This window comes from Mesorhizobium sp. M0106 (genome assembly GCF_040322715.1).
In the GTDB taxonomy this organism is placed as follows: domain Bacteria; phylum Pseudomonadota; class Alphaproteobacteria; order Rhizobiales; family Rhizobiaceae; genus Mesorhizobium.
Genome location: NZ_JAMYUA010000006.1, coordinates 188,019 through 200,947, shown reverse-complemented (window position 1 = coordinate 200,947; position 12,929 = coordinate 188,019). Strand labels below are relative to the sequence as shown.

General features: G+C 63.6%; 13 protein-coding genes. 7 read left to right on the top strand and 6 right to left on the bottom strand.

Annotated features, from left to right (window positions below; genetic code table 11):
• Nucleotide 1: 1 nt before the first annotated feature.
• Genes nagA through NKJ55_RS09155 form a run of 4 tightly spaced genes read right to left on the bottom strand, consistent with a single transcriptional unit; the run spans nt 2 to nt 3,859 of the window.
• Complete coding sequence (gene nagA / locus NKJ55_RS09170) at nt 2-1,174, bottom strand: N-acetylglucosamine-6-phosphate deacetylase (RefSeq protein ID WP_352449611.1); 1,173 nt, start codon at nt 1,172-1,174, stop codon at nt 2-4.
• The gene (locus NKJ55_RS09165; protein ID WP_352449610.1) at nt 1,171-2,202 is read right to left on the bottom strand and encodes an SIS domain-containing protein; all 1,032 of its coding nucleotides are present in this window, start codon (nt 2,200-2,202) and stop codon (nt 1,171-1,173) included. Before NKJ55_RS09165 ends, nagA begins: the two co-directional genes overlap by 4 nt.
• A complete protein-coding gene (locus tag NKJ55_RS09160) occupies nt 2,199-2,981 on the bottom strand; it encodes a GntR family transcriptional regulator (protein WP_352449609.1) in 783 nt (260 codons plus the stop codon). Before NKJ55_RS09160 ends, NKJ55_RS09165 begins: the two co-directional genes overlap by 4 nt.
• Complete coding sequence (locus NKJ55_RS09155) at nt 2,978-3,859, bottom strand: glucosamine kinase nucleotide-binding domain-containing protein (RefSeq protein WP_352449608.1); 882 nt, start codon at nt 3,857-3,859, stop codon at nt 2,978-2,980. Before NKJ55_RS09155 ends, NKJ55_RS09160 begins: the two co-directional genes overlap by 4 nt.
• A gap of 199 nt (nt 3,860-4,058) precedes the next feature.
• On the opposite strand from NKJ55_RS09155, the gene NKJ55_RS09150 reads away from it, so the two are divergent.
• The 7 genes from NKJ55_RS09150 (at nt 4,059) to NKJ55_RS09120 (ending at nt 10,827) form a co-directional block, all read left to right on the top strand.
• Nucleotides 4,059-5,018, top strand: a complete 960-nt coding sequence (locus NKJ55_RS09150; protein ID WP_352449607.1) for an N-acetylmuramic acid 6-phosphate etherase — start codon at nt 4,059-4,061, stop codon at nt 5,016-5,018.
• Nucleotides 5,019-5,020: 2 nt separating this feature from the next.
• Nucleotides 5,021-6,280, top strand: coding sequence for an ABC transporter substrate-binding protein (locus NKJ55_RS09145; protein ID WP_352449606.1), 1,260 nt, complete (start codon nt 5,021-5,023; stop codon nt 6,278-6,280).
• A gap of 240 nt (nt 6,281-6,520) precedes the next feature.
• A complete protein-coding gene (locus tag NKJ55_RS09140; protein ID WP_352449605.1) occupies nt 6,521-7,444 on the top strand; it encodes a carbohydrate ABC transporter permease in 924 nt (307 codons plus the stop codon).
• A gap of 8 nt (nt 7,445-7,452) precedes the next feature.
• Nucleotides 7,453-8,292 (top strand): carbohydrate ABC transporter permease, encoded by an 840-nt coding sequence (locus NKJ55_RS09135; protein WP_352449604.1) that lies wholly within the window; start codon nt 7,453-7,455, stop codon nt 8,290-8,292.
• The gene (locus tag NKJ55_RS09130) at nt 8,289-8,756 is read left to right on the top strand and encodes a DUF4304 domain-containing protein (RefSeq protein WP_352449603.1); all 468 of its coding nucleotides are present in this window, start codon (nt 8,289-8,291) and stop codon (nt 8,754-8,756) included. The genes NKJ55_RS09135 and NKJ55_RS09130 overlap by 4 nt, the downstream gene beginning before the upstream one ends.
• A gap of 1 nt (nt 8,757) precedes the next feature.
• Nucleotides 8,758-9,813, top strand: a complete 1,056-nt coding sequence (locus tag NKJ55_RS09125) for a Gfo/Idh/MocA family protein (RefSeq protein ID WP_352449602.1) — start codon at nt 8,758-8,760, stop codon at nt 9,811-9,813.
• A 15-nt stretch (nt 9,814-9,828) separates the two neighbouring features.
• Nucleotides 9,829-10,827 (top strand): ABC transporter ATP-binding protein, encoded by a 999-nt coding sequence (locus tag NKJ55_RS09120; protein WP_352449601.1) that lies wholly within the window; start codon nt 9,829-9,831, stop codon nt 10,825-10,827.
• 209 nt (nt 10,828-11,036) lie between these two features.
• Here NKJ55_RS09120 and NKJ55_RS09115 read toward each other — a convergent pair whose 3' ends face one another.
• Both NKJ55_RS09115 and NKJ55_RS09110 read right to left on the bottom strand, forming a co-directional pair.
• Nucleotides 11,037-11,882: a fumarylacetoacetate hydrolase family protein gene (locus tag NKJ55_RS09115; RefSeq protein WP_352449600.1), complete on the bottom strand. Its 846-nt coding sequence runs from the start codon at nt 11,880-11,882 to the stop codon at nt 11,037-11,039.
• A 166-nt stretch (nt 11,883-12,048) separates the two neighbouring features.
• Nucleotides 12,049-12,780, bottom strand: coding sequence for an SDR family oxidoreductase (locus NKJ55_RS09110; protein WP_254815741.1), 732 nt, complete (start codon nt 12,778-12,780; stop codon nt 12,049-12,051).
• Between the last annotated feature and the right edge of the window lie 149 nt (nt 12,781-12,929).

Below are 12,929 nucleotides of genomic sequence, written 5' to 3'. Positions count from 1 at the left end.
CCTAACGAGCAGGGCTGCCTGCAAAAACCTTGGCACCATCGATCCAGACGCTTTTAATGTCCAGATCGTCCGACAGCGAAACGATGTTGGCCGCGGTACCGTTGGCGAAGCGCCCGAACCGGTGCGACTGGCCGACCGCCTGCGCCGGATAGAGGGAGGCCATGCGCAAGGCTTCGTCGAGGTCGAGGCCGACGACGCGGTGCATGAAGCGCACCGCGGAAATCATGTCGAGATCCGCGCCCGCCAGCGTGCCGTCGGCAAGTGTCAGCCTGCCATCCTTGCGGTGGATGGTGCGGCCGTTCAGCGTGAACGAGGTCATGTCGGTGCCGATCGTCGCCATGGCATCGGTAACGAGCAGGATCTTGCCCGGCCCCTGCTTGGCGCGCAAGGCGATGGCCATGGTGGCCGGATCGACATGGATACCGTCGGCGATGATCCCGGCATAGAATGCGCCGGTATCGATTGCGGCGCCCGCTAGCCCTGGCTCGCGATTGCCGATCTGGCTCATCGCATTGAACAGATGGGTGACCACCGTTGCGCCGGCCTCGGCAAAGGCGCGAGCCGTGGCATAGCCGATATCGGAATGGCCGATGCTGACGACAATGCCGGCCTTGCTAAGCGCCGACACCTGGCTGGGCTCGACGGATTCGGGCGCCACCGTCGTCAGCAGCACGGGCAGGTTTTTCCGTGCGGCGATCAGCATCGTCTGGTCGGAGTCTAGCATCGGCCGGATCAAAGCCGGGTCATGTGCGCCCTTGCGGGCGATCGACAGATGCGGCCCTTCGAGGTGCAGGCCCAGGAACCCCGGCACCTTCCTCCGTGCCGCCTCGGCTCCGGCCGCAACCGCCGCGGCGGTGATCTCGGACGTGTCGGTGATCAGCGTCGGCAACAGCGCCGCCGTGCCGAAGGGGGCGTGTGCCCGGCAGATGGTCTCGATCGAGGCGACGTCCGGATGGTCGTTGAGCATGACGCCGCCGCCGCCATTGACCTGCAGATCGACGAAGCCAGGCGCCAGCATGCCGCCGCCGGTCTCGATACGCGCAACATCGGATGGAATGGCACCGGCGGCAACAATGGCCTCGACGAGGCCGTCGCGCACGACAAGCGCCGCATTGTCGTGCCAGTCGTCGCCATCGAAAATCCCGGCGCCAGTCAGGGCAAAACGGTCGCTCATAGGGTTTCCGTTACCTTGCGCAGATTGGGCGGCGTGTCGGGGTCGAGGCCGCGATGGCGGGCAAAGGCCTCGACGAAACCATAGAACGACACGATCAGCGTCAGCGGGTCGGTCAGCGGATGACCGGTTGCGACATACGGCAGGCGCTGAGCGCTCTTTGCCTTGTTCGACGTCACAAAGACGGCAGCGCCCTTGCCGGCCAGGCTGTCGGCGGCATCGGCCACCGATGGCTCGGACGCATCGCGAGCAGCCAGCGCCAGCACCGGGAAACCGGGACCGACCAGCGCCAGCGGGCCGTGCATGACCTCGGCCGCACTATAGGCTTCCGCATGCATGGCGCAGGTTTCCTTGAATTTCAGCGCCGCCTCGTTGGCGATCGCCGCCGACGGGCCACGGCCGAGAATGAACAGCGATTTCGGCATCTCGAGTGCCCCAGCCAGCGCCATCCAGTCGCAGGCGATCGCCTTGCGAAAATGCTCCGGCAAGCGCGCGAGCGCCACCAGGAGTTTGTCGTCGCCGGTGCAATGCGCCATCAAGGCGAGTCCTGCGACGGCTGAATTGACGAAGGTCTTCGTCGCCGCGACGCTGCGCTCCGGTCCGGCCAGGATGTCGATTGCGTAGTCCGAAGCCCGCGCCAGCGGCGAATCGGCGGTGTTGGTGATGGCGACGGTCAGCGAACCGCCGGTCCTCGCCGCTTGCGCCATTGCAACGATGTCCGGGCTCTTGCCGGACTGCGAGATCGCCAGGCAGGCCGAGCCGCCCAGCTTCAGCTTGGCGCCATAGATCGAGGCGATCGACGGGCCGACCGATGCAACCGCCAGCCCGGCGGTCAACTCCACGGCATATTTCATGAAGGTTGCGGCATGGTCGGACGAGCCGCGCGCCACGGTGACGACGAAATTCGGATCGCGCTCGCGAATGCCGCGTCCAGCTTCCGTCAGCACCGCGGCCGAGCCATCGAGCAGGCGGGCGGTGGCCTCCGGGATCTCCTCGATCTCGCGCCGCATATGGGTCGTTGTCGCGGTCATGGCCGGCCCTCTTCGCCCGGCCCGCTCAGCCGGAGTTCGGCGACAAAATCATAGGCGTCGCCCCTGTAGATGGAGCGGGTAAACTCGATCACCTTGCCGCTCGCCAGATAGGAGATACGCTCGATGTGCAGGCCGGCAATGCCCGACGGTACTTCCAGCAGATGTGCGTCGCCATCGCCGAGATTGGTGGCGGAAATGCGCTGCACCGCCCGCACCGGCCTGTTGCCGGTCTTTTCCAACGCGGCGTAGAGCGACGAACCAATCGCCGCCGGATCGGGCAGCACGCTTGTCGATAGCGAGGCGCGCTCGATCGCCAGCGGCGTGTCGTTGGCGATACGAAGGCGCGCCACGCGCGCCACCAATTCGTTCGACGCCAGGCCGAGCACCATCATCTCGTCGGGCGACGGCGGATAGAGGCCGCGGTCGAGCCAAGCCGAACGCACCGCCATGCCGCGCCGCGCCATGTCTTCGGTAAACGAGGTCAGCATCGACAGCGACTGCTCGACGCGCTCCATACGTGGCGCAACGAAGGTACCGGAACCATGGCGCTGGACGAGGATGCCGCCCTTGACCAGGTCCTGTACCGCCTTGCGCACGGTGACGCGCGAAATGTCGGCCTTGCTAGCGATGTCGCGCTCGGAAGGCAGCGCATCGCCAGGTCCGATCAGCCCGCGTTTGACCGCATCCTCGATGCTCTTCCTGAGCTGCAGATAGAGCGGCGCGCCACTCTGCGACGATTGTTTCAGCGCCGCGAATATCTGGTCGGCGGCCTCACTCATCGAGCTGCCTCCGCCGTGTTTGCGAAAATCCGAACCGCCATCTGCACCGCGCCGCCCAGCGCGTCGTCGAGCGGCGGTTTCAGCAGCGCCCGGTAGCGGGCCGACAGGCGCGGCGCATAAAGCGGCGCCAGCCCGCCGAGCAGGCAGAGCGGATCGTCGCCGCCGAGGTCGAGCACGCCAAGCGCTGCCTCGACATCGGCGACCGCCTTGTCGAGGATCCAGACAGCGACGGCGTCGCCTTTTTCGGCATGTTCGAACACCTTGGGCGCGAAGCCGCCGAAATCGCCGGGCTTGGCGTTGGTGGTGAATTCGACCAGATTCTCGGGATTGTTGCGGAAGATGGTGAGCATGGCCTGCGTCAGCGGCGATCCCTGGCGGATGCCGTCATAGGCGAGCAGCGTCTGCTCGAGCAGGTCGCGGCCGATACGGGCGCCGCTGCCCTGGTCGCCGACCTGAAAACCCCAGCCACCGATGGCGCGCGACTTGCCTTGTTTGCGTGCCATATAGGCGGTGCCGGTGCCGAGTATGGCCATGGCGCCGTCGCCGGAGCCAACCGCGCCTTCCAGCGCGATCTCGGCGTCGGTCTCGACACGGCTGATGCGAAACGGCAGGATCGCTTCGAGTTGCTGCCGGTAGGTGCCGACATTGGCGCCGGCAAGACCGAGAACGGCCGGAGTTTGCGGGATCAGTGCGGGATCCCTGCCCGCGGCGACAAAGGCCTGCTGCGCTGCGTCGACGATGTTCGTCCTGGCGCCGGTGAGATCCGTTCGGATGTTGGCGGCACCGCTTTTGGCGCGGCCGAGGACGCTGCCGTCGGCCGTTGCAAGGGCCGCCCTGCAGCTGGTGCCGCCGCCATCGATGCCGAGCACGAATTTCACGCGATTTCTCCTCCGGGCGGATAATACCAATAAAATACCAATAGCCAAGGATTAATTTCCGTTTCAAAAAAGTTAAGACGTAGTTTGTTGGAAAATCAGCCAATTTCGTTCGCAAGCCTGCACCGCCGCAAGGATTTCATTAATGCGTGTGGACAAGTGGTATTTTTTTGGTATGGTTTTCTCGATTGGAGGAAAGCGGATGGCCGAAACGCGCACCGAAGCGCTTCACCAGAATGCCGAGGGACTGGATATCCAGGCCCCGGAAGCCATCCTTTCCTCTTTGGCCAACGCACAGATCGAGGCCGCCAAGGCCGTGCACGGCGCCATTCCCGCTATTGCCGCGGCAGCCGAAATCATCGCAAGCAGACTGAAAAGCGGCGGCAAGCTCGCCTATGCGGCTGCCGGCAGTTCGGGCCTGATGGCACTGGCCGATGCGCTTGAGCTGCCGGGCACTTTCGGCATCCAACGCGACCGCATCGCCATCCTGATCGCCGGCGGCGACGAGGCCTTCAAGACACTGGCCGGCGGGCCGGAGGACGACACCGAGGAAGCTTCGGCAGCAGTTGCCGCCGCCCGCATCGGCAAGGGCGACTGCCTGATCGCCGTCTCGGCCAGCGGCTCGACACCTTATGCAGTCAGGGCGATCGAGGACGCCAGGCGCCGCGGTGCGGCGACCATTGCCATCGCCAACAACAGGGATGCGCCGCTGTTGCGGCTGGCCGACATCGCCATCCTGCTCGAAACGCCACCGGAGCTGATTGCCGGCTCAACGCGCATGGGCGCAGGCACCGCCCAGAAGATCGCGCTCAACATGCTGTCGACGCTCGCCGCCATCCATCTCGGCCATGTCCTTGACGGCTACATGGTCAACCTCATGGCCGACAACATCAAGCTGCGCGACCGCGCCGCACGCATCGTCGCCGCCGTCAGCGGGCGCGACAAGGACGAGGCGGCACGCCTGCTCGAAAGGAGCGGCGGCGTCGTCAAGACCGCTATTCTGCTCGCCGCCGGCGCCGCCAGCGCCGATGCAGCCGAGAAGATATTGGAAGGGACCGGCCACAAGCTGCGGCCGGCCCTTTCCGCGATCGAGGGGAGCAAGGGGCGCAATGCCTCTGTTCTCATCAAAACCGAACCTGAAAAAGGTCAACAGGGAGACTGAGCATGACAACGAAGCTACTGACGGCACTTCTTCTCGGCACCAGCATTCTCGGCTCCGCCGGGGTGGCTTATGCCGACGACGTAACGCTCAACATCGAAAGCTGGCGCGGCGACGACCTTGCCATCTGGAAGGACAAGCTGATCCCGGCCTTCGAAGCCAAGAACCCGGGCATCAAGGTGGTGTTCGCGCCGTCGGCGCCAACCGAATATGACGCCGCCCTCGGCGCCAAGCTCGCCGCCGGCTCGGCCGGCGACCTGATCACCTGCCGCCCGTTCGACAAGTCGCTGGAGCTCTTCAAGAAGGGCAACCTCGCCGACATCTCGACCCTGCCCGGCATGGAGAACTTCTCCGACGTCGCCAAGGCCGCCTGGCAGACCGACGACGGCAAGTCGAGTTTCTGCGTGCCGATGGCCTCCGTCATCCATGGCTTCATCTACAACAAGGACGCCTTCGACAAGCTCGGCATCAAGGTGCCGGAGACGCGCGACGAATTCTTCGCCGCGCTCGACAAGATCAAGGCCGACGGCACCTACATCCCGATGGCGATGGGCACCAAGGACCTCTGGGAAGCGGCGACCATGGGCTACCAGAACATCGGCCCGAACTACTGGAAGGGCGAGGAAGGCCGCCTGGCGCTGATCAAGGGCGAGCAGAAGCTGACCGATCCGCAGTGGGTCGAGCCCTTCAAGGAACTGGCCAAGTGGAAGGACTATCTCGGCGACGGCTTCGAGGCGCAGACCTATCCGGACAGCCAGAACCTGTTCACGCTCGGCCGCGCCGCCATCTACCCGGCCGGTTCGTGGGAGATCGGCCTTTTCAACACGCAGGCGCAGTTCAAGATGGGCGCCTTCCCGCCGCCGGTGCAGAAGGCCGGCGACACCTGCTACATCTCCGACCACACCGACATCGGCATGGGCCTCAATGCTGCCTCGAAGAACGCGGATGCGGCCAAGACCTTCCTGTCCTGGGTGGCCTCGCCTGATTTTGCCACCATCTACGCCAACGCGCTGCCGGGCTTCTTCAGCCTGAACAACACCCCGGTGAAGATGGAAGACCCGCTGGCCCAGGAATTCGTCTCCTGGCGCGGCAAGTGCAAGTCGACGATCCGCTCGACCTACCAGATCCTGTCGCGCGGCACGCCGAACCTTGAAAACGAGACGTGGGTTGAATCGGCCAACGTCATCAACGGCACCGACACGCCGGAAGCTGCCGCCAAGAAGCTGCAGGACGGCCTCGATAGCTGGTACAAGCCGGCGAAGTAAGAGCGCGGCGAAGCGTTGTCTCCCCCCTCGAGGGGGAGATGTCGCCGAAGGCGACAGAGGGGGTCGGTCGAGGCAGGCTGCGGCTTGATCGCTGCTGGAAAGCACGGTCGAACGACGATGGCGCGCTGCCTCTGCCGACCCCACCCGCCTCGCTTTGCGAGGCACCCTCCCCTCGAGGGGGAGGGAGGCGCCGCGCCCTTTGACGGCAATAGCAAGACCTGATCGGCGGGGACCGAACGCATGGCCGCAGCACCGAAAAGACCGTTCCGTTGGCATATCGGCGTTTTCCTGGCGCCGGCAGTGCTGGTCTATACGGCGATCATGATCCTGCCGCTGGCCGGCACGCTGCAGCTGTCGCTGTTCCGCAACATCAATCAGTCGCAGGTCTTCGTCGGACTGGAAAATTTCCGCATGCTGTTCGGTGATCCCAACTGGTCGGTCAATTTCTGGAACGCGCTCAGGAACAATGTCTGGTTCTTCATCATCCACATGCTGGTGCAGAACCCGATCGGCGTCCTTTTGGCCGCACTTCTGTCCAGCCCTAGGCTGCGGTTTTCCGCCTTCTACCGCACGGCGATCTTCGTGCCGACGATCCTGTCCTTCGTCATTGTCGGCTTCGCCTGGAAGCTGATTCTGTCGCCGCTATGGGGCGTGGCGCCGCATATGATGGACCTGGTCGGCCTGAAAAGCCTGTTCACGCCCTGGCTCGGCAAGGCGCAATATGCGCTGACCGCGCTCAGCCTGATCTCGGTCTGGCAGTTCGTCGGCATCCCGATGATGCTGATCTATGCGGCACTGCTGTCCATTCCCGAAGAGGTGATCGAAGCAGCCGAATGCGACGGCATCACCGGGATGGCGCAGTTCTGGAAGATCAAGCTGCCGCTCATCCTGCCGTCGATCGGCATCATCTCGATCCTGACCTTCGTCGGCAATTTCAACGCTTTCGACCTGATCTACACCGCGCAAGGGGCGCTGGCCGGGCCGAACTATTCAACCGATATTCTCGGCACCTTCCTCTACCGCGCCTTCTTCGGTTTCCAGCTGCAGGTCGGCGATCCCAACATGGGCGCGGCGATCGCCACGATGATGTTCCTGATCATCCTGGGCGGCGTCTGCGTCTACCTGTTCCTCGTGCAGACGCGCCTGCGTCGCTACCAGTTCTGAGGCGCCACATGAGCACGGCAACCCGCTCGCTGCCCCGCACCATCGGCGCGCATGCGATCCTTCTGACCTACACCGCAATCGCGCTGTTTCCGGTCATCCTCGTGATCATGAATTCGTTCAAATCACGCGCAGGGATTTTCGGCGCGCCGCTGACGCCGCCGACGCCAGGTACCTTCGACCTGATCGGCTACACGACGGTGATCGGCCAGGGCGATTTCATCCACTATTTCCAGAACAGCCTTGTCGTCACCGTCGCCTCGCTGTTCTTCGTGCTTTTGTTCGGCGCCATGGCGGCTTTCTCGCTGTCGGAATACCGCTTCCGCGGCAATTCGCTGATGGGGCTCTATCTGGCGCTCGGCATCATGATCCCGATCCGCCTTGCCACCGTCGCCATCCTGCAATTGATGGTGGCGAGCGGGCTGGTCAACACGCTGACGGCGCTGATCCTGGTCTACACGGCGCAGGGCCTGCCGCTTGCCGTCTTCATCCTGTCGGAATTCATGAAGCAGGTCTCGGACGATCTGAAGAATGCGGGCAGGATCGACGGCCTGTCCGAATACACCATCTTTTTCCGGCTGGTGCTGCCGCTGGTGCGCCCATCGATGGCGACGGTCGCGGTCTTCACCATGATCCCGATCTGGAACGATCTGTGGTTCCCGCTGATCCTGGCGCCGTCGGAGGAGACCAAGACAGTGACGCTCGGCGCGCAATTGTTCCTCGGCCAGTTCGTCACCAACTGGAACGCCATCCTGGCGGCACTGTCGCTGGCGATCATGCCGGTGCTGATCCTCTACGTCATCTTCTCGCGGCAGCTGATCCGCGGCATCACTTCGGGGGCCGTCAAGTGAGTGAGGGTCGGGACGCGATCATTCGAGGCCTCACCGAGTCGGCAACCCGCCACAGATTCCGCGGCGTTCGCAACACAAACTATTATCGCGAATGGCCGGAAACGGTCTGTCTGCTTAACCTTCAGAAGTCTGCCTGGGGACCGCAGTTCTATCTCAATGCAGCTGTCTGGCTGACTCGGTTCGGGATCGAGCGTCGACCGAAGGAATACAACTGTCATATCATCTGGCGTGTCAACTCCCTGATGGTTAGCGAGCAATCCAAGGCATTCACCGAGGCGCTGGATCTGGACCGTCCGTTGCCGGACGACCGGAGGTCTTCTCTGATCAAAGAGGGAGTCGATACATACGGGTTCGGACTTCTGGCACGTTGTGAAAGCGAAAAGGCTGCTCTGCAGATCGCCAGTGAGTATGGATCGAGTATTAGGATGGACCTGAAAGCCCGCGCTCTACTAAAGGCAAACTGAAATGGACCAACCCCTTCGCGTTGTCATCGCCGGCCTCGGCAATATGGGGCGCAGCCATGCGTTGGCGTATCACACCAATCCGGGATTCCAGATCGCCGCGCTGGTCAACCGCTCCGATGTGCCGCTGCCGGAAGGGCTTTCGACCTACGCCATCCGGCGTTCCTTCGACGAGGCGCTACGCGACGAAAAGCCCGATGTCGCCTGCATCGCCACCTATTCCGACAGCCATGCTGACTATGCCGTCAAGGCGTTCGAGGCCGGCTGCCACGTCTTCCTCGAAAAGCCGCTGGCAACCACCGTCGCAGATGCAGAGCGCGTCGTCGCCGCCGCCAAGGCCAACGGCAAAAAACTGGTGATCGGCTATATCCTGCGCCACCATCCGTCCTGGATCAGGCTGATTGCCGAGGCGCGGAAGCTCGGCGGCCCTTACGTGTTCCGCATGAACCTCAACCAGCAATCCTCCGGACATACCTGGGAGACGCACAAGCAGCTGATGCAGACGACGTCGCCGATCGTCGACTGCGGCGTGCATTATCTCGACGTGATGCTGCAGATCACCGACGCCAGACCAGTCGAGGTGCGCGGCATGGGACTGAGGCTGAGCGACGAGATCGCGCCGTCGATGTACAATTACGGTCATCTGCAGGTGCTGTTCGACGACGGTTCGGTCGGCTGGTACGAGGCCGGCTGGGGGCCGATGATTTCGGAGACGGCTTTCTTCGTGAAAGACGTGATCTCGCCCAATGGCTGCGTGTCGATCGTCATGAAGGAGGGTGTCAGGTCCGACGACATCGACACCCACACCAAGACCTCGACCATCCGCCTGCACAGCGCGGCGACCGGAGCCGACGGCAAATTCGCCAAACCGGACGAGATGCTGTCGATGCAAGGCGAGCCCGGCCATCAGGACCTTTGCGACCTGGAACAGGCGTTTGTGCTGAAGGCGGTCCGCGAGGATCTGGACTTGACCCGTCACATGGACGACGCGGTGAAGTCGCTCGCCGTCTGCCTTGCCGCAGACGAGAGCGTGCGCAGCGGCCTCGCCGTGAAACTCTAGAACAGGGACGACGCCGTGGGCTCGCTGAACATCGAGAACGTGAAAAAGGCCTTCGGGCCGGTCGAGGTGCTGAAGGGCATCAACCTCGAGGTGACGGATGGCGAGTTCGTCGTCTTCGTCGGTCCATCTGGCTGCGGGAAGTCGACGCTGCTCAGGGTCATTGCCGGGCTGGAGGACTCGACCTCGGGCCGCGTGGTGATCGACGGTGCGGACGTCTCCGCAACGCCGCCGGCCAAGCGCGGTATCGCCATGGTGTTCCAGACCTATGCGCTCTATCCGCATCTGACGGTGAAGAACAACATGGGCCTCGGCCTCAAGCAGGCGGGCACGCCGGCGGCCGAGATCGACCGCCGCATCGGCATCGCCTCGTCGATGCTGTCGCTGGAGCCCTACCTCTCGAGGCGGCCGGCCGAGCTTTCCGGCGGTCAGCGCCAGCGCGTCGCCATCGGCCGCGCCGTGGTGCGCGAGCCCAAGCTTTTTCTGTTCGACGAGCCCCTGTCCAACCTCGATGCCGCGCTGCGCGTCAACACCAGGCTGGAGATCGCGCAATTGCATCGCCGGCTGAAGGCCACGATGATCTATGTCACCCACGACCAGGTCGAGGCGATGACGCTGGCCGACAAGATCGTCGTGCTGAACGCGGGAAAGATCGAGCAGATCGGCGGACCGATGGAGCTTTACAATTCGCCGGCAAATGAATTCGTCGCCGGCTTCATCGGCTCACCGAAGATGAATTTCGTCGACGGCGCCAGGCTTGGCGAAACGGCAAAGACCATCGGCGTCCGTCCCGAACATTTGACGGTCGATCCCAGATCCGGCGCCTGGAAAGGCACGGTCGTCCATGCCGAGCACCTTGGCGCCGACACCAACCTCTATCTCGACTGCGAGAAGGCCGGCTTGATCACAGTGCGCATCTTCGGCGTCTATAACGCCGAACCTGGTGCCACGCTCTATGCGACGCCGGATCCGGCAAAGACATACCGGTTTGGAGCCGATGGGAAGGTGCTGAAGTAGCGCAGGCGCCGACTCCCCTTCTCCCCTTGTGGGAGAAGGTGGCCGAGCGAAGCTCGGTCGGATGAGGGGTGTTGGACGATCGCTACGCTGAAGGCGTAAGCGACGGAAATCCTTCGATGTTTTCTCGTCGCGTTTCTTCCAGCACCCCTCATCCGTCTCGGCGCTGCGCGCCGATCCACCTTCTCCCACAAGGGGAGAAGGAAGAGCGCCTACGCATCCGCCTTGAACGTCTGCTTCTGGATGCCCAGCCCCTCGATACCGAGCTCGACCACGTCGCCGGGCTTCAGGAAGACCGGCGGCTTCATGCCGAGGCCGACGCCGGGCGGCGTGCCGGTCGAGATGATGTCGCCCGGGTGCAGCGACATGAACTGGCTGAGATAGGAGACGAGATAAGCGACGCCGAAGACCATGGTCTTGGTCGAGCCGTTCTGCATCGTCTTGCCGTTGACCGTCAGCCACATCGGGATGTTCTGCGGGTCCTTGACCTCGTCCTTGGTCACCAGCCACGGGCCGATCGGCCCGAACGTGTCGCAGGACTTGCCCTTGGTCCACTGGCCCTGGCGCTCGGCCTGGAAGGCGCGCTCGGAGACGTCGTGCGCGACGCAATAGCCGGCGACATAATCCAGCGCCTCGGCCTCGGTGACATACTTTGCAGTCTTGCCGATCACCACGCCGAGCTCGACCTCCCAGTCGGTCTTCACCGAGCCGCGCGGGATCAGCACGTCGTCGTTCGGCCCGACAATAGCCGAGCTTGCCTTCATGAAGATGATCGGCTCCGGCGGCACGGTGGCGCCGGTTTCGGCGGCGTGGTCGGAATAGTTGAGACCGATGCAGATGAATTTGCCGGTGCCGGCGACGCAGGCGCCGATCCGCGGCTTGCCGGAAACCGCCGGCAGCGTCTTCGTGTCGAGCTTCGACAATGTCTCGAGCGATGCCGGGTCAAGTGCCTTGCCGGCAATGTCGGTGACATGGGCGGAGAGGTCGCGGATCGTTCCATCGGCATCGAGCAGGCCGGGGCGTTCGCTCCCCGCCTCGCCATAGCGCAGCAGTTTCATGCAGTTTTCTCCCAGTTGCGACCAGAGGCCGTTTGCAAACTCGCTCCGCTGCGGCGAATGGCGTGGGTTTCGAGAACCGGAGCGGAGCGTACTTAAAGTACGTGAGCACCGGAAGCGCAGAAAGCCGCGTCAGGCGCCCGGCGGAGTAGGGTTTTCAAATGGCCTCTTAGATCGACCAGCCACCGTCGATATTATAAGCTTGCCCCGACGTATAGGTGGCGCCGGCCAGATAGACGGCGAGATCGGCGATTTCCTCGGGCGTGCCGAGCCGGCCCATCGGCTGGCGGGCGATGAAGGCGGCGCGAGCTGCTTCGTAGTCGCCCTGCGCATGCATGCGGTCCTGCAGCGACGGGCTTTCGACCGTGCCCGGACAGATCGCATTGCAGCGTATGCCCTTGCCGACATAGTCGGCGGCGACCGACTTGGTCAGGCCGATGACGGCTGCCTTGGTTAGGCCATATACGAAGCGGTTCGGCACGCCCTTGGTCGAACTGGCCAGCGATGCCATGTTGATGATCGAGCCGTCGCCGCGCTCCAGCATGCCGGGCAGCACGGCGCGGATGGTGCGGATCATCGAGCGGACATTGAGATCATAGGCAAAGTCGAGATCGCCGTCCTTCATCTCGAGGATCGAGCCGGAATGGACGAAGCCGGCGCAATTGAACAGCACGTCCACGGCGCCGATCTCGGCAAAAGCGGCGTTCACCGCCTCGTCGTTCAGCACGTCGAGCTTGCGGGTCTTGATACCGGGCGTCTTGCCGAGGTCGGCGAGCACCACCTCGTTGATGTCGGTGGCATGGACGACCGCGCCGGCCTTGGCGAAAGCCAGCGCACTTGCCCGGCCGATGCCTTGCGCCGCCGCCGTGACGACAACGATCTTGCCTGTCAGATCCGCCATGCTTCTCTCCTCGCCCGTCTGTGATCGTTCGGCTTTTTACCGGCACAAGGCCGGGGCGCAATGTGCCAGCCGGGCAGTACCATCCCGCCTGTTTCGATATTCGCCCTGCCAACCAAATGTTTTTTCTCGGTAAAGAACATTTGTTGGCC

Excerpts from the sequence above, each read along its gene's own strand:
- nagA (WP_352449611.1), bottom strand. The coding sequence starts at position 1,174 with ATGAGCGACCGTTTTGCCCTGACTGGCGCCGGGATTTTCGATGGCGAC.
- NKJ55_RS09165 (WP_352449610.1), bottom strand. The coding sequence starts at position 2,202 with ATGACCGCGACAACGACCCATATGCGGCGCGAGATCGAGGAGATCCCG.
- NKJ55_RS09160 (WP_352449609.1), bottom strand. The coding sequence starts at position 2,981 with ATGAGTGAGGCCGCCGACCAGATATTCGCGGCGCTGAAACAATCGTCG.
- NKJ55_RS09150 (WP_352449607.1), top strand. The coding sequence starts at position 4,059 with ATGGCCGAAACGCGCACCGAAGCGCTTCACCAGAATGCCGAGGGACTG.
- NKJ55_RS09145 (WP_352449606.1), top strand. The coding sequence starts at position 5,021 with ATGACAACGAAGCTACTGACGGCACTTCTTCTCGGCACCAGCATTCTC.
- NKJ55_RS09140 (WP_352449605.1), top strand. The coding sequence starts at position 6,521 with ATGGCCGCAGCACCGAAAAGACCGTTCCGTTGGCATATCGGCGTTTTC.
- NKJ55_RS09135 (WP_352449604.1), top strand. The coding sequence starts at position 7,453 with ATGAGCACGGCAACCCGCTCGCTGCCCCGCACCATCGGCGCGCATGCG.
- NKJ55_RS09125 (WP_352449602.1), top strand. The coding sequence starts at position 8,758 with ATGGACCAACCCCTTCGCGTTGTCATCGCCGGCCTCGGCAATATGGGG.
- NKJ55_RS09115 (WP_352449600.1), bottom strand. The coding sequence starts at position 11,882 with ATGAAACTGCTGCGCTATGGCGAGGCGGGGAGCGAACGCCCCGGCCTG.
- NKJ55_RS09110 (WP_254815741.1), bottom strand. The coding sequence starts at position 12,780 with ATGGCGGATCTGACAGGCAAGATCGTTGTCGTCACGGCGGCGGCGCAA.